At 56.7% G+C, this 18,774-nt stretch carries 16 protein-coding genes; 7 read left to right on the top strand and 9 right to left on the bottom strand.

The genetic code is table 11. From position 1 onward, the window contains the following. Positions 1 to 732: 732 nt before the first annotated feature. Complete coding sequence (locus V6582_RS26120) at positions 733 to 1,179, bottom strand: DoxX family protein (RefSeq protein ID WP_156632784.1); 447 nt, start codon at positions 1,177 to 1,179, stop codon at positions 733 to 735. Between the two features lie 198 nt (positions 1,180 to 1,377). Here V6582_RS26120 and V6582_RS26115 point away from each other — a divergent pair, with 198 nt between their 5' ends. Further along, a complete protein-coding gene (locus V6582_RS26115; RefSeq protein ID WP_156632783.1) occupies positions 1,378 to 2,088 on the top strand; it encodes a glutathione binding-like protein in 711 nt (236 codons plus the stop codon). 26 nt (positions 2,089 to 2,114) lie between these two features. Here V6582_RS26115 and V6582_RS26110 read toward each other — a convergent pair whose 3' ends face one another. From V6582_RS26110 to V6582_RS26090, 5 genes are all read right to left on the bottom strand, one after another. Then, the gene (locus V6582_RS26110; protein ID WP_156632782.1) at positions 2,115 to 2,600 is read right to left on the bottom strand and encodes a hypothetical protein; all 486 of its coding nucleotides are present in this window, start codon (positions 2,598 to 2,600) and stop codon (positions 2,115 to 2,117) included. Between the two features lie 64 nt (positions 2,601 to 2,664). Then, a complete protein-coding gene (glcF, locus tag V6582_RS26105) occupies positions 2,665 to 3,978 on the bottom strand; it encodes a glycolate oxidase subunit GlcF (protein WP_156632781.1) in 1,314 nt (437 codons plus the stop codon). Next, positions 3,978 to 5,216, bottom strand: coding sequence for an FAD-binding protein (locus V6582_RS26100; RefSeq protein ID WP_337739317.1), 1,239 nt, complete (start codon positions 5,214 to 5,216; stop codon positions 3,978 to 3,980). Before V6582_RS26100 ends, glcF begins: the two co-directional genes overlap by 1 nt. After that, entirely contained in the window at positions 5,213 to 6,646 is a 1,434-nt protein-coding gene (locus V6582_RS26095) for an FAD-linked oxidase C-terminal domain-containing protein (RefSeq protein ID WP_156632780.1), read from the bottom strand. The genes V6582_RS26100 and V6582_RS26095 overlap by 4 nt, the downstream gene beginning before the upstream one ends. Before the next feature lie 123 nt (positions 6,647 to 6,769). After that, complete coding sequence (locus tag V6582_RS26090) at positions 6,770 to 8,176, bottom strand: DUF6880 family protein (RefSeq protein ID WP_156632779.1); 1,407 nt, start codon at positions 8,174 to 8,176, stop codon at positions 6,770 to 6,772. 495 nt (positions 8,177 to 8,671) lie between these two features. Between V6582_RS26090 and V6582_RS26085 the strand changes: the two genes are divergently transcribed. The 5 genes from V6582_RS26085 (at position 8,672) to V6582_RS26065 (ending at position 14,605) form a co-directional block, all read left to right on the top strand. Next, positions 8,672 to 9,121, top strand: a complete 450-nt coding sequence (locus V6582_RS26085) for an NUDIX hydrolase (protein WP_337739316.1) — start codon at positions 8,672 to 8,674, stop codon at positions 9,119 to 9,121. 350 nt (positions 9,122 to 9,471) lie between these two features. After that, positions 9,472 to 10,974, top strand: a complete 1,503-nt coding sequence (locus V6582_RS26080) for an inorganic phosphate transporter (RefSeq protein ID WP_156632777.1) — start codon at positions 9,472 to 9,474, stop codon at positions 10,972 to 10,974. A gap of 19 nt (positions 10,975 to 10,993) precedes the next feature. Next, a complete protein-coding gene (locus V6582_RS26075; protein WP_156632776.1) occupies positions 10,994 to 11,731 on the top strand; it encodes a 16S rRNA (uracil(1498)-N(3))-methyltransferase in 738 nt (245 codons plus the stop codon). 184 nt (positions 11,732 to 11,915) lie between these two features. Further along, positions 11,916 to 13,289 (top strand): glutamate--cysteine ligase, encoded by a 1,374-nt coding sequence (locus V6582_RS26070; protein WP_156632775.1) that lies wholly within the window; start codon positions 11,916 to 11,918, stop codon positions 13,287 to 13,289. Positions 13,290 to 13,705: 416 nt separating this feature from the next. Further along, positions 13,706 to 14,605, top strand: a complete 900-nt coding sequence (locus V6582_RS26065; protein WP_156632774.1) for a DUF937 domain-containing protein — start codon at positions 13,706 to 13,708, stop codon at positions 14,603 to 14,605. Between the two features lie 232 nt (positions 14,606 to 14,837). Here V6582_RS26065 and V6582_RS26060 read toward each other — a convergent pair whose 3' ends face one another. Continuing rightward, complete coding sequence (locus tag V6582_RS26060) at positions 14,838 to 15,026, bottom strand: DUF1127 domain-containing protein (protein WP_349508992.1); 189 nt, start codon at positions 15,024 to 15,026, stop codon at positions 14,838 to 14,840. Positions 15,027 to 15,353: 327 nt separating this feature from the next. Here V6582_RS26060 and V6582_RS26055 point away from each other — a divergent pair, with 327 nt between their 5' ends. Further along, a complete protein-coding gene (locus V6582_RS26055) occupies positions 15,354 to 16,307 on the top strand; it encodes a LysR substrate-binding domain-containing protein (RefSeq protein WP_070165757.1) in 954 nt (317 codons plus the stop codon). Positions 16,308 to 16,385: 78 nt separating this feature from the next. On the opposite strand, the gene V6582_RS26050 is transcribed toward V6582_RS26055, so the two are convergent. Together V6582_RS26050 and V6582_RS26045 are read right to left on the bottom strand one after the other, a co-directional pair. Continuing rightward, a complete protein-coding gene (locus V6582_RS26050) occupies positions 16,386 to 17,309 on the bottom strand; it encodes a TetR family transcriptional regulator (protein ID WP_349508991.1) in 924 nt (307 codons plus the stop codon). Between the two features lie 24 nt (positions 17,310 to 17,333). Then, a complete protein-coding gene (locus V6582_RS26045) occupies positions 17,334 to 18,425 on the bottom strand; it encodes an IS5 family transposase (protein ID WP_349508847.1) in 1,092 nt (363 codons plus the stop codon). Positions 18,426 to 18,774: the final 349 nt, after the last annotated feature.

Below are 18,774 nucleotides of genomic sequence, written 5' to 3'. Positions count from 1 at the left end.
CAAACGTAAAAGCCCACGGGTTAAATGCCCTACGGGCTTTTACGTTTGAATATAAAAAACGATATGAGTATCAACGCCTCAATATCTCCAGGGATTGGTGCAAATAAATCTCCAAATCTGACGATTTTGCTCCATATATTTTTTCTGGTACGTAATTATATTAACTATATCTATCAATATAAAAAATCATTTTTTTGAATTTAAGCGACTATTATTTGCCACCAAAGGGCTTTGGTATGCTTCGTTTGCGACATTCTGCGCATTCGCTCAACGCCTAAGCATCGAGCATCACTTCCTACGAAATCTCATAGAATTGACAGAATTACCAAAGTGTATCTATATTATTATACGAATTTCGATGAGCGATATCATTTTAAACATCGTTTTATTTTCTAGAAATTAAAACCGTAAATGATTGTAGGCGAAATTGAAATTCGTATTCACTTAGTTCTATTAACGCTTGGGGGTAAGCATGAGATTTTCTATGAACGTACTCGCAATACTTCTGACAAGCTGGACATTTGGTGAAGCCGTGACAGCAGCCACAGCCAACGTCTGCAATCCCTTTACCAAGGTTTGTTCCAGCCCGCGTGGCGGTTAGGCTTGTCTTGCTCCCGAATATAGCTGCAAAGCCTATATCGAGCCCGGACGTTTAAAAACAAAAAGCTCGCCGGTTTCTCAACCGGCGAGCTTTTTATCTGAGCCAGACGGCTCTACGGAAATTTTAAGCGGTCAGGCAATCGCCAATTTGCCACCGCGACGGGCGTCGAGCGAGTAGGCACCGGCTCCAACCGTTGCCAGCAGGATATAGGCGCCGGCAAGGGTGAAGTTCTTCATCATCATGATACCGTTCAGTGTGTTGATCCAGCCGAGTGCTGCATCCGGCCAGCCGGGAACGGCAACCGTGCCACTATGGAAAACCGCACCGGTGAAGATGCAAAACAGCGCCAAAGCCCAGCCGACAATCTTCGTCTGAAAGCCAACGAGGACGGAAAGACCGGTGATCAGTTCGAAGGCACCGGCCAGATAGGCCAGAGCCGTCGCAGCAGGCAGTCCGGCGCCGGTGATCATACCCGCCGTGGAAGCCGGATCGGTCAGTTTGCCAAAGCCAGACAGAATGAAGATGAAGGAGAGAAGAATTCTGGCGACCAGAAGGATCGCGTTATTGGTATTTGACATGGAAGGCTCCAGTGTGATGACTGCGGGACGCAAATTGGTTAGAAAACTGTGAAGCCGTTTTCCCATATCTCTACTGTTTCAGATAGGTGGACAATATTTGACGTATCGTTCACAATTTGAGAACAATGAGCTTTCTCGATCAGCAAGGCAAGGATGCGTGTGCGCCTCCGGTCCCTTGGCCTTAATCAGGATATTGTCATGACCGATCTTTCTTCATTCCCGATCACCCAGCGCTGGCCTGCACAGAATTCAGAGGTCATTCAGCTTTATTCGCTGCCGACGCCGAATGGCGTCAAGGTATCGATTGCTCTGGAAGAACTGGAACTGCCCTATGAGGCGCATCTGGTGACTTTCTCCGATAATTCGCAGAAATCGCCGGAATTCGTTTCACTCAATCCGAATGGCCGCATCCCGGCCATCCTCGATCCGCATGGGCCGGACGGCAAACCGGTTGGCGTGTTCGAATCGGGTGCCATTCTGGTCTATCTGGCCGAAAAAACCGGACGGCTTTTGCCAAAGGACGGCCCGGGCCGCTACAGCGTCCTGCAATGGCTGTTCTTCCAGATGGGCGGCGTCGGGCCGATGTTTGGCCAGTTCGGCCATTTCTACAAATATGCCGCCGATAAGGTCGCCAACAATTCCTACCCGATGGAGCGTTATCGCGACGAAACCCGCCGCTTGCTGTCCGTGCTCGAAGCAGAACTTGCTCACCGCCCGTGGCTTGCCGGTGACGAGTACAGCATTGCCGATATCGCCACCTGGCCCTGGGTGCGTTGCATTACCGCTGGTTATGAAGCCGCCGAGGTCATTGGCCTCACCAATTATCCTGCCGTCATGGATTGGGCAGCTCGCGGCGAAGCCCGTCCCGCCAGCCAAAAAGGCCTGAATATTCCTCCGCGCCCGCTGTGAGGCCGATCTTGATCAAGCTGGCCTGATCAGAAACGCTTGCAATTCAACGCGCCATCCCGCTCCACTGCGGCAGCGGGATTGGTGTTGCCTTGGGGGCGCACGGTCACGGCATAGCTGCCAGCAAAACGGTTGATATCCTCTCCCTGCATGCTGGCGTTCAACACTATGTCGACACTCATGATTTGCCCACCATCGCCCGAGGTGGATGAGGTGCGGAGCTGAAAGCTCCGATCATTACGCCTGGATTGCACCATGTCAGCCATGGCGAGCCGAACCGCGCCGGTCACTGTCCTGCCCTCACCCGACACGCCCTGCCCCGGCTTGAACACCATGACGCCGCGAAGGTTTCCCAACGGCCAGCCTGGCTCTTCCTTGAAAGCGGCCTCAATCGACAATTTCAGTTGGCCATCATCCACCGCGCAATAATAGCGATCCATGGCCTCTGCCCCTGGTGTCAGGCAGGCCAAAATCACCACGGCTTCATTCAGGATCAATACAAATCGGTTTATCATCGCCCGGCCTCCAGACAGGACCCAGCAACAGGGTTGCTAAAAAACCGATCCTTGCATACTGCGATTATAAATCCTTTAATTTCTGGGGTTTTTCTCCGCCAAACGCCCAGTTGAGCAACTCGACAGTGTGGACGACAGGGATGTCGGTTCCCGAACCGATCTGGGTCATGCAGCCGATGTTGCCGGCAGCGATGACATCCGGGTTGACGGCCTGGATGTTGCGCAGTTTGCGGGCTTTCAATTGCTGCGAAATCTCCGGTTGGAGAATATTATAGGTTCCGGCCGAGCCGCAGCATAAATGCCCTTCCGCCGGATCGCGGACCGTAAAGCCCGCCGTTTTCAGCAGTAATTTCGGCAGGGCCGTTATCTTCTGGCCATGTTGCAGCGAACAGGCGGAATGATAGGCAACGGTCACGCCCCTATCCGCCTGCTGCGCCAGATCCAGACCGGCGACATACTCGCTCACATCCTTCGCAAGCGCTGAAACCCGGGCAGCCTTGGCGCTATAGACCGGGTCATGGCGCAGCATATGGCCGTAATCCTTGATGGTGGTGCCACAGCCGGATGTGGTGATAACAATGGCATCTAACCCACTTGTCTCACCCGATCCGATCTCGGCCATCCAGGCATCGATATTGCGCCGGGCTGCGGCAAGCGCGTCCGTCTCACGCCCCATGTGATGCACCAGCGCCCCGCAACAGCCCTCCCCCTTGGGAACGACGACTTCGATGCCGAGCCGGGTCAAAAGCGCAACAGTTGCATCATTGATACCAGGATCGAGCACCGACTGGGCACAGCCGGTCAGCAGCGCCACCCGGCCTTTGCGATTGCCCCGCGCCGAATGCAAGCCCGGACGTGAGATGGGCGATGGATAAGGCACATCCTGAGGGGCCAGTCGCAACATCGCGGCCATCGGCTTCAAGGCGGCAACACGCTCCATCAGCGGTGCAAAAGGCCGTCCGAGCCGGGCAAAAGCCAGTGCCACCCGCATACGCCCCGGATAGGGCAGCACCGCCGCCAGCAGCGTGCGGATCAACCGGTCGGCAAGCGGCCTCTTATAGGTATTTTCGATATGGTTGCGCGCATGGTCGACTAGATGCATGTAATCGACACCGGAGGGACAGGTCGTCGTACAGGCCAGGCAGGACAGACATCGGTCGATATGCGTGACGATTTCCTCATCCGCCGCCCGCCCGTTTTCCAGCATATCCTTGATCAGATAGATGCGCCCGCGCGGACTGTCCAACTCATTGCCAAGCGTGACATAGGTGGGACAGGTCGCGGTACAGAAGCCGCAATGCACGCAGCGGCGCAATATGCTCTCGGCTTCTGCGGTTTTTGGGTCGGCAAGTTGGGCCAGCGTGAAATTCGTCTGCATTATCTACCGCTTCCTGCTCGCTGACTGGCCAAACCTGCCCCGATACCCCCCGGACTAAAGACCCCCGACGGGTCAAATTTCTCCCGCAACCGCTTCGACAACAGTGCGACGGCGGCCTCTTCCGGCTCAAAAGCATCAACCGACACCCTTTGTGCTTCACTGGCGCGCATCAATGTCGCGTGGCCTCCGCCCAGGGCTTTGATGCCAGCGCGAACAAGGTCTGCATCGGTATCCGCCTCCATCTGCATCCAGACAAGGCCGCCCTGCCAGTCGTAGAAGGCGTCAATCGCCGCATGCAGGCGCAGACCAGCGACCAGGTGATGGCCTGCGGTCGGCGCGACGGAGACTTTCCAGACCGGCTTGGCCAACATGGCCGTAAAGGGGCGTACATCACGGATTTCACGCCAAAGAACAAGGCTTTGCGGCTCATCCAGCAACGAGGCGGGTCCAAGCCGTTCCATCACTGCCAGCAGTTTTTCCGTTCGCTCGCGAACTGAGGCGGGCAGCCCTTCCAGCCGCAATACCGTGGCTGGCCCATCCGGCAGATTTCCGTCGATCAGGCGTGGCCGAACCAGTTCCGGCAGATGGGCGGCACCCGTCACCTCGACCGGCATGGCAAGCGCGACGGCCATGGCATGGGCGGCGGCCGCATCGTCAAGACCTGAAACCACAACGGTTTGTGTCAGGCGCGGACGCGGCAGAACCTTGAAGGTGACTTCCGTCAAAAACCCAAGCGTGCCGTGCGAACCGGCCAGAAGTTTCGCCAGATCGAGCCCGGTGACATTCTTCATCACCCGCCCGCCTGCTTTGATCGCCTCGCCCTTGCCATTGACAAAACGGACACCCAGCAGGTGATCGCGCGCCGCCCCTGCCACAAAGCGCCGAGGTCCTGAAGCATTGACGCTGAAGGCGCCACCAATTGTCGGTTCCCCTGTCGTCCCCATCAAACCGCGATGATCCGGTGGCTCGAAGGCCAGCGACTGGCCCTTCTCAGTCACCGCCGCCTCGATCTCGGCCATCGGTGTCCCGGCTTTCGCCGTCAGCACCATTTCTGCCGGATTATAGGCAATTATCCCGGAAAGCCCGGTGGATGACAGTATCGCATCCGTCTCCAGGCGATTGCCGAAGCCTGAGCGCGTGCCGCCGCCCTTGATGGCAAGCGTCCTGCCCGTCGCGGCGCTCTCGGCAATGATCGCCCCAGCCTCGTCTTCCGTTTGCGGCACCAGAACCCTGCTCACGCACGGCCCTCCAGCGGAAAGACTTTGCTGGGGTTGAGCAGCCAATCCGGGTCAAACGCGGCACGGACCGCCATTTGCTGGGCAAGATCGTCCTTGGAAAACTGATGGTGCATCAGGTCGCGCTTTTCGATGCCGACGCCATGCTCGCCGGTCAGGCAGCCACCGGCATCGACGCAGAGCTTGAGGATTTCATTGCCCGCTGCCTCGGCCTTGGCCGCATCTTCGGGGTCGTTGATATTGTAGAGGATCAGAGGATGCATATTGCCATCGCCAGCATGAAAGACATTTGCAACCCGCAGGCCGTAACGGTCGATGATTTCGGAGGTCTTTTTCAAAACATAGGCCAATTGACTGAGCGGCACCGTGCCATCCATGCAGATATAATCGGCAATCCGGCCCGTTGCCCCGAAGGCGGATTTGCGTCCTTTCCAGATCAGGGCTGCTTCCGTCGCCGACTGGCTTTCACGGATGGTTTTCACCCCATGGCGGCGGGCGATTTCGCAGATATCGGCCAACATCGCCTCCATCTCAGCGTCCGATCCCTCGACCTCGATAATCAGCAGCGCCTCGACATCCATAGGATAACCGGCATGGGCAAAAGCCTCGCAAATCTCGATGGCGGGCTTGTCCATGAATTCCATTGCCACCGGCACGATGCCTGCTCCGATAATATCGGCAACGCAAGTGCCAGCGGCCTCGGCACTGTCAAATCCGAACAAGACCGGACGCGCGCCTTCCGGCTTGGCCAGCAGCCGCACGGTCGCCTCGGTGACGATACCGAGCTGGCCTTCCGACCCGCAGATCAGGCCAAGCAGATCGTAACCGCTGCTATCGAGTGCCTTGCCGCCCAGTTCAATCACCGTGCCATCGATCAGCACCATCTTCACGCCGAGAAGATTATTGGTGGTCACGCCATATTTCAGACAGTGGGCGCCACCGGAATTCATGCCGATATTGCCGCCAATCGTGCAGGCCAGCTGCGAACTGGGATCGGGCGCGTAGAAAAATCCCTGTGGCCCGACCGCCTCGGAAATTGCCAGATTGGTCACGCCGGCCTGAACAATGGCGGTACGGTTCATGAAATCAATGTCGAGAATTCGGGTCATGGCCGACAAGCCGATCACCACCGCATCCTCCTGGGGGATAGCGCCGCCGGAAAGCGAGGTACCCGCGCCGCGTGGCACGATCGGCAGCTTATGGCGATGACAGTATTGCATCACGGCAGCCACCTGTGCCGTGGTTTCGGGCAGGGCGACACAGAGCGGCTGGCGGCGATAGGCCAGAAACCCATCGGTTTCGAAAGGCACCAGCTCTCGTGGCTTATGGATCAGCCTTTCCCTCGGCAGGATTGCCGACAGCTCGGCGACGATCCGGTCACGCCGATCGAGAATGCCAGCATCGGGCTTTAGAAATTCAATGGTATCGGCCATCCAGTCCTCCCGAAGCGCCGCTCAGATGCAGTACCTTATCTCCGTCAGGCAATTCCTCAAATGAAAACCGTGCGGAGACCGGCATCCTCCCGGTCTGCCATTTGCTGCCACCTCAAGACTTTGTCAGCGAAGCTCTTCGGGCAGCAGCATCCAGAACGAATATTTCTTGGCATGCTTTAGTCTCAGGCTCTGCATGAACCTGACATGATCGTATTGGCCGTTAATGGCCGAAACACGCGGCACCAGATCGGCCAATGCCACGAGATAGGACGCAGCATGGTGATAGGCTTGTGACGCACTGCGCTTGAGAATGTCACTGACCAGCACCCGGTAAAGCACCGTTGCCGCCTCCGGTTGCTCTTCCGAGAGCTTCTCCGCTGCGGTGGAAAGCAGTTCATATTGGCGACCGTCCCAGTCCTGGGCATGGTCAATCACCAGCCGCGCGGCAAGATCGAGCTTTGGCCAGCCGATCAGAAACCACAGGGATTTATAGGCATCCTTGCTGTTCATCACCAGATCCAGCGCCTTGTCCATCTCCTCGAATTCGGCGAAATCGTCCAGCTTGGCAATATAGGTCCGCAGCACGTCTGGCTCGAATGTCTCGCAAAACTCCTGCCAGCGCAAATCCTGGGCATCTCCGCGCCGTTTGAGGCGCTCGAGAATATCGGCCTCCAGCAGTTTACGCTCCTGCACGCCATAGTCCGGGCCAGCCGCTGCCGTCATCCCGCCGATGCGGATGACACGCATGCCCTTTGGCTTTCTGCGCACCCACTCGAGCGCCTGCTCGAACCGCTGGGCGTCAAACAGCAGATGCGCGAGGACAAGACTATCCTGATAGAGTTCCGGCTTCGCCTCTTCCAACCGGATCACCTCATCGAAATCCTGCCGCTTCACGGCGAGATCCTGGAGAAGTTGCAGGATGTGGTGTGGCGAACGATTGTTCTTGAGCGCTCCTTCCAGCAATTGCTTCCAGCTATCGGCGGCGGCTGTGCCAAGCACTGCCATCACTTGTGAAAAGACATCGCCCAGCTCGTGGTGCTTGTCAGCAGCCCGGACCTTTTCCAGGGCCGGAACCAGCATGACCTGACCTGCCTCTGGCAAAGCCGCAATCATCGAAACTGCGGCAGCAATAATCTCTTCCGACAGTTTTTCCAGCTTGGCGCTGCGGTCGTATAAGCGATGCGTCATCCCCAACATCACGGACATCAATCGCACCATGCGCTCGGCTGCGGCAACCGGATCATCGCCAAGCTCGCCGCCAATGGTTCGCATCATACCGCCCAGCTCGGTGGATAGTTCTCGCGCGCGGTTGGCGGTAATGCCGGAGGCCGAGCCTTCGATCTGATCCAGGCGCTTGTCGATCCGGGCAAGCACTTTCGTCGATCCCGCTGCCCCGGCAAGCGCTGCTTGCAAGCGCAGTTTCAAGGCTTTATTGGCGCTGGCCTCATCCAGCAGGATCTCCGCCAGTTTTTCTGCGCCAAGCGAAGCCAGCCCGGCACGATCGAATTTCGCAGCAGCTTTCTTTGCCATCGTCTTCTCTTTCAAAACGCGCGCACCATAAGGAGCCTGAATGAACCGCAAAAGAAGCGACCTTTGGCAAAAACGCAAATAAGGTCATATTTAGGAATTATTTTTGGTGTAATCGAAGAAAACGCCCACATGGCGCAACAAACAAGACGATTAGAACCAAATTTTCGCAGCCATGCGAATATCCACCATTCGCGGCACTAATGCGTAATCACCGAATCGCTTTGGTTTTCGGCAGGCGGGCAAGGCCCAATCGTTCTAATACGCCAGGATGAGGACGCCGCATTGCGATTGACGCATGACAGACAGCTCCTCATGACAATTGCATGAAGGCATTCATGAGTTCTATGATGAACGACTCGGCTTATCTGCCGCGAATTTTTTCCCGTTCAACGAAACAGCTACCAACCTCTGCGGGAATCAATTATATTAAGATAATCAAAAATACGGATTTACGCATTGGCTATTTTACAACGCATCGTGTCGGATTTGGAATTGATGTTTCGGCGCCCGCCGAAGCAGCAATTTGCCGCGCTTTGCTATCGCGAAACCGAAGCGGGTCTTCTGGAAGTGCTGTTGATTACCAGCCGCGACACCGGGCGCTGGGTCATTCCCAAGGGCTGGCCCATGGGCTCGAAAAAATCGCATCTGGTGGCACAGCGTGAGGCTTACGAGGAGGCTGGCGTCAAGGGAAAGATCGCCAAAACCAGTTTCGGCTCTTATCATTATATGAAAGGCATGCCGGACGGGCTGAAAATCCCGTGCGAGGTGAAGGTCTACCTGCTGGAAGTGCGCGAGTTTGTTGACGATTATCCGGAAAAAGGCACCCGCATATTGGAATGGGTGGGCTGCGACGTTGCCGCTAGCCGCGTGCAGGAACCACAATTAAAACGGCTTTTTCATCTTCTTTCCCTGTCACGCCAGCGCAATGCCGCAAAAACGGGCTGATTTGCCGATAAATGACGTCTTACGGTCACAACAAGCCGCTATTGTCTTCCTACCTGGTCCGATAGGCATTTCGCGGTACTGTCGATAGAGAAGACATTTCCTGCGATAGAAAGAGAGAGCTGTTGGCCAGTGCCTGTTATTGGATAGACTGTCAGAAAATTCGGGTTCGACTTTTTATCTGACACATTTTAAATCAATTCCGACCCAGGCAATTATGCGCTAAAGCACCGTGCGGCCACAGTAACCAGAGTGCGCCGCATATCAGTCCTTCCTCTTCGGGCCTCTCCCACGAGTGCGACATCGGTTTTTACCCGTGTGGCCCCTCCAATAATAGAACCAGCACGCCAAGCATGAGCAAGCCTCCAAAACACGCCCGACCAATGCTGGACAAGGATCTCGACCGGCTGACTCTGCTGGAGCGCGCAGCCCAGCACGTGGCGCGAGGCGCTGCTCCCTATGGCATGGCGTTGATCTTCCTGATCTTTGCCGCGGTTTTCGCGCTCGGGTTTGCAGCAGATCGGACGGGCTCCGCCATCATCATTGCCGCAGCCGCACTTGCTGGCTACATGGCGCTGAATATCGGCGCCAATGACGTGACCAACAATGTCGGGGCGGCGGTGGGCGCCCGGGCCATGACGATGACCGGCGCCTTGGTGATGGCGGCATTCTTCGAAATTGCCGGGGCAATGATTGCCGGAAGCGAAGTCACCGATACGATTTCCTCAGGTATCCTGGCGCCATCCCTGGTTGGAAATCCGCAAACCTTTATCTGGATCATGATGGCTGCGCTGCTGGCGGCAGCCCTCTGGATCAATCTCGCCACCTGGGCCAATGCCCCGGTCTCCACGACCCATTCCATTGTCGGCAGCGTCATGGGGGCCGCCGCCTCGGCTATGGGCACCGCTGCCGTCAATTGGCAGACCATCGCCACCATCACGCTCGGTTGGGTGATTTCGCCCGTGCTGGGCGGGGTGATCGCGGCTGCCATCCTGTTTCTGATCTACGACCTGATCGTTTACCGCCCTGACAAGATCGCCCAGGCGCGTCGATGGGTGCCGATTCTGATCGGAATGATGGCGGGTTGCTTCAGTTGCTACCTCAGCCTGAAAACCAGCGGTATGGGCTTCACGATCATCTCGGATCGAGCCGTCCTGTTCGGCCTGGTGATCGGTGCGATTGCCTGGCTTGTAGCCAGGCCCATTGTGCGCCAGCAGGCATTGGGGCTGGAAAACCGCAATCAATCCTTGCGCAAACTGTTTCGGATGCCGCTGATCGGTGCTGCTGCCCTGCTGTCCTTCGCGCATGGCGCCAATGACGTGTCAAACGCCATCGGTCCGCTGGCGGCCATTGTTCATACGGTCATGTCGAATGATCTGCATACGCGCATGACCGCGCCGCTTTGGGTCGTCACCATTGGGGCGCTCGGCATTTCCACCGGACTGCTGCTGTTTGGCCCAAGGCTGATCCGCCTTGTCGGCACCAAGATCACCAAACTCAACCCGATGCGAGCCTATTGCGTCTCGCTGTCGTCCGCCATCACTGTTATCACCGCCTCCAAGCTGGGCCTGCCGGTCAGTTCCACCCATATCGCCATCGGCGCGGTGTTTGGCCTCGGCTTTTTCCGGGAATGGTATAACCGCCATTCAAAACGGCGGCTAGATTATATGCTGATGAAGTCGGCGGAATGGCAGCGTAAAGCCCCCAAACCGTCCAATGCCGATGAAGTGAACCGGCGTCGACTGGTCCGTCGCTCCCACATCCTCACCATCATGGGCGCGTGGTTGGTGACGCTTCCGGTCTCCGCAGGGCTTGCAGCGCTGATTTACAGGGTTATGTTCGCGCTCTTTCGATAATCGTGAGACGGTCATAAGCATGCGGGCAAATTACAAGATGCAGAGACTCTATGTCGAGGCCGGGCTGGAAGCCGCAAACCCAGTGGCGACGACACCGGAACAGTATAACTATCTGGCCAATGTCCTGCGCCTCACCGAAGGTGCTGAAGTGCTGGTCTTCAATGGCCGCGATGGCGAATGGAAGGCAAGCCTTGCCTTTCCCACCCGCAAACGCATCGCACTCATCCCGCAAAGCCAAACCCGCCCGCAGCCCCGCCCGAGCGATCTGACATTTCTGTTTGCGCCGCTGAAAGTCGGGCGGATGGATTATCTCGTTCAGAAGGCGGTGGAAATGGGCGCCGGTGCGCTCCAACCGGTGATGACCCAGCATGTTCAGGGCAGGATTGGCAGCATCGAGCGGTTGCAGGCCAATGTGATCGAGGCAGCCGAACAATGCGGCATTCTAGCCGTTCCAAAGGTTGCACCGCTGGTCAAGCTCAAGGATCTGCTGGAAACCTGGCCTGCCGCCCATCGGATCATTTTCTGTGATGAGGACAGCGCTACCGACAATCCCATGCCAGCATTGGCGGCAATCGAGGAACGGCAACTGGCATTGCTGGTTGGCCCGGAAGGTGGCTTTTCCGATGAGGAACGCAGCCTGTTGCGCAGTCTGGGCTTTGTCACCGCCATTCCACTGGGGCCGCGAATTCTGCGCGCCGACACCGCCGCCGTGGCTGCCCTGGCGGTGGTTCAGGCCAGCATCGGCGATTGGAAATGAACTTGAAACAACCCGGCATATCTCGTTCAATATTGTTGAACGTTCAAATCGCAAAATTCGCTTGCGCAGCCGCCGGGTTCAGCCCTATCAACCCTCGGTAACGCATCGGAGCGAAAAGTGGAAACCGGTTTTCGGTCCCATCCGATGCGAAAATAAAAACCTGTAGCAGAACAAGGTCGGCTTCATGGCTCGCGATACAACCGATGACACGCCCCTGACCTCGATTGAGGACATGGCGGCCTATATGGCTGAGGGGTGCAAGCCGAAGGAAACATTTCGCATCGGCACCGAGCATGAAAAATTCGGGTTCTTCACCGCCGATCTCTCGCCCGTACCCTATTTTGGCGAAGCCAGCATTTCGGCGCTGCTGAAGGGCATGCAGGCCCGGCTTGGCTGGGAGCCGATCATCGACGGCGGAAACATCATTGGCCTGGCCGGTGGCAGTGGCCAGGGCGCGATTTCCATCGAGCCAGGCGGACAGTTTGAGCTTTCAGGCGCGGCCCTGGAGACCCTGCATGAAACGGCGGGCGAAACACTCCAGCATCTCGAAATCCTGCGGGAAGTCGCCGAGCCGATGGGTATCCGCTTTCTGGGCATGGGCGGCAGCCCGCTCTGGTCGCTGGAACAGACGCCGCGCATGCCGAAATCCCGCTATGACATCATGACCCGCTACATGCCGAAGGTCGGCTCGAAGGGGCTGGACATGATGTATCGAAGCTCGACGATCCAGGTCAATCTCGACTTTTCGTCAGAAGCCGACATGCGTACCAAGATGCGGGTTTCCACCAGGCTGCAATCCGTCGCCATGGCACTGTTTGCCGCCTCGCCCTTTACCGAAGGCAAGCCGAATGGCCTGCTCTCCTGGCGCGGCGACATCTGGCGCGATACCGACAATCACCGTTCCGGCCTGCTGCCCTTCGTGTTCAAACCGGATTTCGGTTTTATCGATTATGTCGAATGGGCCCTTGATGTGCCGATGTATTTCGTCATGCGGGATGGCCGCTATCACGACTGTACCCACATCACCTTCCGCCAGTTCATGGCGGGCGGTTTGAAGGGCGAAATCGCCGCCTGGCAGCCGACGATGGGTGACTGGACCAATCATCTGGGAACGCTGTTTCCCGATGTCCGCCTGAAGCGGTTCCTGGAAATGCGGCTGGCCGATGGCGGTCCGCAAAGCCATATCACGGCGCTTTCGGCTTTCTGGGTCGGGCTGCTCTATGACGACACCGCGCTGGCAGCGGCCGACGATCTGACTTCAGGCTGGGACATGGCAACGGTTAGCGCACTTCGCGATGCTGCACCTGCCCTCGGCTTCGATGCCACCGTAGAGGGTCGCCCCGTTTTGGATGTGACGCGCGATTTGCTGGCCTTGTCGAGGGCTGGTCTTGTGGCGCGCGCCCGGCTGAATGCGGATGGCCAAGACGAATCAATCTATCTGCAACCGCTGGATAGTATCGTGGAGCGAGGCCGTTCGCTGGCGCAGGACATGCTGGATCTCTATCATGGCCCATGGGACGGCAAGGTGGAGCCTGTATTTTCCGCCTATCAATATTGATGCGGGCAACGCGCTGGCAAACCCTTGTGCGTGCCTGAAAAAAACGATTTGCAGCCGGATGTTTCCCGCTATAGTGGCCCTTGCATGGTTTTCTCCCTGACTCGATTATTGGGAATCGGTTGGTGGGAACCGGCTGGTGACGACGGCTGATCATGCCGCGAAACAAGCGGAAAAGACGCCGTACCTGTAGTGATCGAGCGCAAAGCGTTCTTGAGCCCCAGGCTGACCATTCGGACGACCGCCAACGCATGATTAATACGAAGAGTCACTGAAAATGACCTTCGTATTCCTTTTAAACATATCTCAAGCTTCTGACGCATTTGAGATATGTTCAATTTTTCAAGTCGAGGATGCGTCAGCATCTTTGAGACTTGGTATAACGTATGAAAAGGCTGCGCGCCGGGGAGCAAATACACATGTTGCCACTGTTCGATATGCTGCTGAGAGCACAGAATGGCGCAGCCATGGATGCCATGGCAAAGCAGTTCGGGCTTGCTCAGGAACAGGTGGCGCAGGCGCTCGCCGCATTGACACCCGCCTTTTCCTCCGGTTTCAAGCGTACCGCTGCCAATCCTTATGATCTGTCCAGCCTGTTTACCGCCTTATCGTCCGGCAATTATGCCCAGTATTTCGAGGATATGGGCAAGGCCTTTACACCCCAGGGCATTGCCGACGGCAATCAGGTTTTGCAACAATTGTTTGGTTCCAAGGACGTGTCGCGCGCTGTCGCCGCCCAGGCGGCCCAGATCACCGGCATCGGCCAGGACATTCTGAAACGCATGCTGCCAGCTATGGCCGATACGATCATGGGCGGATTGTTCAAGCAGAGCCTTGGACAGATGCAGCAGGCCAGCAATCCCTTTGCCAATAACCCGATGGCTGGCCCAATGGCTGGAATGATCCAGGAATGGCTTCAGGCAACGGGATTTTCACCGAAAGCACCACCGACATCGCCCGGTCCCTTCGACAATCCCTTTATTGCCGCCTGGCAGCAAATGATGGGCATAAGTGCGGCCAAGGCAGCACCCAAGACCGAAACGAACCCTTTCCTGGGCAATCCCTTCACCAAGGCCTGGCAGGACATGGTCAGCGGCACGATGGGGCAAGCCCCCAAAGCCGAGGCACCAAAGCCGACCCCGGAAGCCGAAGCCAGAAAATCGATGATGGATATCGTCAACACCATGTTCGACAGCGGTCTGAACGTGCAGAAAAGCTATCAGAAGAGTGTGGAACAGATCTTTGAGACCTATGTGACGGCGCCCGGCAAGGATGTTCGCACTGAATCGGACGAAGGCGCCACTCACTCCAAGCATTGACGGAAGGCCAACACTGGTTGGCGCACGAAAAAAGACCCGGCAACAGTGACCTGTTGCCGGGCAAAAGCAGGGCCGATTGGCTTTTCGCCCTGCGGGGATGGCGGGTGGAAACGGGATCTTTCAGCCGACAGAAAGCGTGCTCACCTGTTTACGGATCCTGGCGCGCGCGAGACCTGCCAGCTTCGCCGACGGATCTTCAAGTGGCCCGGACTTCGACAATTCGGCCTCCAGTTCAGTCTCGGGTCAAACCGACATCATGCAGAAGGTAATCGTCGAGATCCGCAAGCTTAAGAGCCGCACGGCGGTTATTGAGCGTGCGCAGCACAGAATTCACTGTCCAGACAATGGCGCGAAGGGCTGCGATGACCGCGCCCTCTGCGTGAGGAAAAGCCGCTACGGTGATCTGTCTGGTCGTGCGCATGACGATAGTCCTTTCAAATTCGGCACGAGAAGGGGCGACCGCGCTTGGAAAACCAAGCCGGAGGGACGCCGTGAAGGGGTTGAAGGACACCGCGACAACTGAACATCAGCCGGTTACTCGTGGCGTCGATTGACATTTTGCAGTTTAGAACATTGTGCCAGCAATCGGAATCGGCACAATGTTCCAAGCTTTTGTTTGCGCATCGGAGTTTTGCGAAAACCGGTTCTTAGCTTTCGGTCCGATGCTCTAGATTTGCCGAATTTCTATTGATCAGTCCAGTGAATGTTTCTAATGGTAATCATCAATCCAACTGATGGAATGTCCGCCATGTCCGCACCTCTCGATACTGACCAGTTGCAAACCTTCATCGCCATCGTCGACACCGGCAGTTTCACCAAGGCGGCGGGGCGGGTCTTCAAGACCCAATCAGCTGTTTCCATGCAGATGCGCCGTCTGGAAGAGCGGATCGGCAAGCAATTGTTCATCAAGGACGGGCGTGGCAACCGGCTGACCGCGGAAGGCGAAAAACTGCTGAACTATGCACGGCGGATCGTCCGGCTGAACAGCGAGGCAATTGCCGCTTTCGACGACAACCGGTTGGAAGGCACGCTGCGGATCGGCACACCGGATGATTATGCCGACCGTTACATGCCTGAAATTATTGGTCGTTTTGCCAAGACCCATCCCAATGTCGAGCTTTACATCGTCTGCGAGCCCTCCACCGACCTGGCCGAGAAAATGGCCCGGGGCGAGCTGGACATTGCGCTTGTGACCCATAACCCGGCGGCCAGACAATCCGATGTGATGCGCACCGAGCCGCTTTGCTGGGTGGCTTCGGCCAACCACCCCCTGCGCGACGATGCGCCTGTGCCGCTTGCAGTTGGACGGCGCGATTGCAATTGGCGGCAATTGGCCTGTTCGGCGCTCGATGCCGACGGGCGCGACTATCAGATCCTGTTCACCAGCTGGTCATCGACCGTGGTCGCCGCCGCAGTGCTGGCTGGCTTGGCCGTTTCTGTTCTCCCTGAATCGGCGCTGCGAACCGGTATGAAAGTACTGGGCCAGGTGGATGGCTTTCCGCCACTGCCGCCCGTGCAGATCGGCATCATGAAACGCCCCGGTATGTCACCCTCGCTGATGAACGCCATTACCGACCATATCGCCGCCTGTCTCGACAACATCAATCCGACGGCTATTGAAGACGACATGGAAGGGGAACCGAAAACCTATTCCCGTTACTATCCGCGCCTGCGGGCGGGACATATGATTCCAGGCTGGTAAACCAGCCTGGATCGTCCGGCCCTCTTATAAGAGCGGCCTTAAAAACGACCGTTCGTATTGCATCAGAACCTGTCGCAATCACTTTTGCGCTGGTTGAAACAGCATGGCGCATGCGGCTTTTTTCCACTCGTCCAACATCGCCCAGGCGCGCTCATGCTTTTCGGCGATGGCGCGGAAAACCGCTCCGGTCAGGACTGCAACCAGCAGGAAACGATTGTGTTTACCCTGCCCATCCCCACCACTGGCAAACGGCCCCAGCCATCTCATCGCCAACGCGCCAATGTCTTCCTGAGCCTTGTATTGCAGCGCGCCGAGATCCGGATCGGTCGACATCGCGATCCAGAATTCCCGACATAGCGGATTGTCACGATGCAGGCGCGCGCCGCGCTCGATCAGGTCCACCAGACGGGCGCGCGCATCGGCTTCGTCGCGCACATCCGTTAACCGCATGGTAATATCCTCGGCCAGGCTGGTCAGGCGCATGTCCATGATGGCTTTAAGCACAGCCGCTTTCTGCGGAAAGAATTGATAGACGGAGCCCACAGGTACGCCGGCATTCGCGGCAATATCCGTCATGCGCAATTGGGAAACCCCATGCTTGATAATAAGAAACTCCGCCGAATTCAGAATATTTTCCACACGCTGGATACTGCGCTTCTGTTTTGGCTGCTTGCGTGGATTGATTCGCGAGCTTTCATTCGGCATTTTCATCGCCGTCCCCATTCCGTCCTGTCCTAGGATAATTTCCACATCATGTGGACCACAGGTAAGGGCTCTATTGGAAGGGTGTTCAGTTTTGATTAATGCAAAGTAGTAAACCCATATAAAACAGGGGGTCAGAAACCGTGCCAAAACGGCTTCTGACGCCCCTTTTCGAAACAGATGGACACCTCGATTTACCGGTCGCAGTTGGCAAGATGGTGCCGTGGATGTATTTCCGCGATGAACTCGCGCGGATGATCGCCCATTTTTTGTGATGATTGCCGCATCTGCGGCATGCATTTCGGCCTTCCGGCCAGCTGCGCGTTATGCGGTCCGTGGTTTTCCAGTCAGCCAGACATAGCGAAGCATGTTGTAGGTGATATTGGCCATGCCGATCTTCACCCTCGCTCGGCTGATTCCGATGGTGCGCACGAAGAGCTTCATCTTGTCCTTCTGCCGCGCAAAGACATGTTCGATGGCGGAGCGGACCTTCGAACGACGGCCGTTGGCGCGCGACATCGCCTCCGGCATGGGTTTGCCCTTTGGCTTCTTCTGATGGATGTCGGACTTTAGGCCATTGTCCTGCAACCATTCCTCGTTGGTCTTGGAGCGATAGGCCGTATCGGCCCAGACCGTCGACGCGGTATTGTCTTTGGTCACTACGTTTCGAAGCTGGGCTCCGTCATGGGCGCTCGCACTCGTCACCGTCCATCCCCGGATAAAGCCATGGGCTCGGTCGATGCCTGCATGGTTTTTGTAACCAAACATTGGAATGGCAATATCGTGCTGGCCAGTCGTCGTCGACGTCGGCGTCTCCGTTGGCCGTTTCGCCTTGGAATACTTCACTGTCCATCGCGCGTCGCGGTCCTTCTGGGCCAGCCTGGCGGGTTTATCCTTCCAGTCCTCAGGGATTTCGCCGGCCTTGATCGCGTCTTTCTCGTCCTGGCTGTTATGTTGCTTGGGAGCCTGGATGATCGTGGCGTCAACGATCTGCCCGCCTTTGGCCAGATATCCGGAACGTGAGAGATGCTTGTCGAAACGGGCAAACAGATTATCAATGGCACCTGCACGCACCAAACTCTCTCGGAACAGCCAGATCGTCTTGGCATCCGGCACCTTCTGCGAAAGGGAAAGGCCAAGGAAACGCATAAACGACAGCCGGTCCTGGATAACAAACTCCGCTTGGTCGTCGGAGAGATTATAAAGCGCTTGCAGCACCAGGATTTTAAACATCAGAACCGACGGAAATGGTGGACGTCCACCCTTCGATCCGTCGGACCGCTTCAGCGCCTTCGCTAAAGGTTTTTCAAATATCGCCCATGGAATGATGCTGTTGAGCTTCTCCAGCGGATCGCCGACGGCACTCAGCCGTTCGTAACGATCATCCAAATCCCAAAAGCCCGGTTGCCCACGCATCATCCGCTCCCAGAAAATCACACTGGCCGGATTGAATCATGAAACGCGGAAAATGGGGAGGTTTTTAGAGGTGTCCAGATACGTGTAGGGTTGTTCAGCGGCGATGCTGGATCGTATCTGCTTCGAAGCTGGAAACTGCCCAAAGGCAGTATGAATACTTGCTTCAGCGTCTGGATGTACCAGTTTGAAATATGCCAGTTGGCGCCCAATGATCGATCCCGGCACATGAATGCCAGTTCCGGCAATTCCAGTTGCGGTCTCTATTCTCCGAGAAATCCGTCATGGCCTCCTCCTTCGGAAGGCTGCCTTCGCCAAATTGATTTTAAAACAGTGTTTTCTCTTAATGGAT

Source organism: Agrobacterium vitis (assembly GCF_037039395.1).
Taxonomy (GTDB): domain Bacteria; phylum Pseudomonadota; class Alphaproteobacteria; order Rhizobiales; family Rhizobiaceae; genus Allorhizobium; species Allorhizobium vitis_E.
The sequence above is the reverse complement of the archived record's forward strand: the minus strand, read 5'-3'. Positions and strand labels throughout refer to the sequence as shown.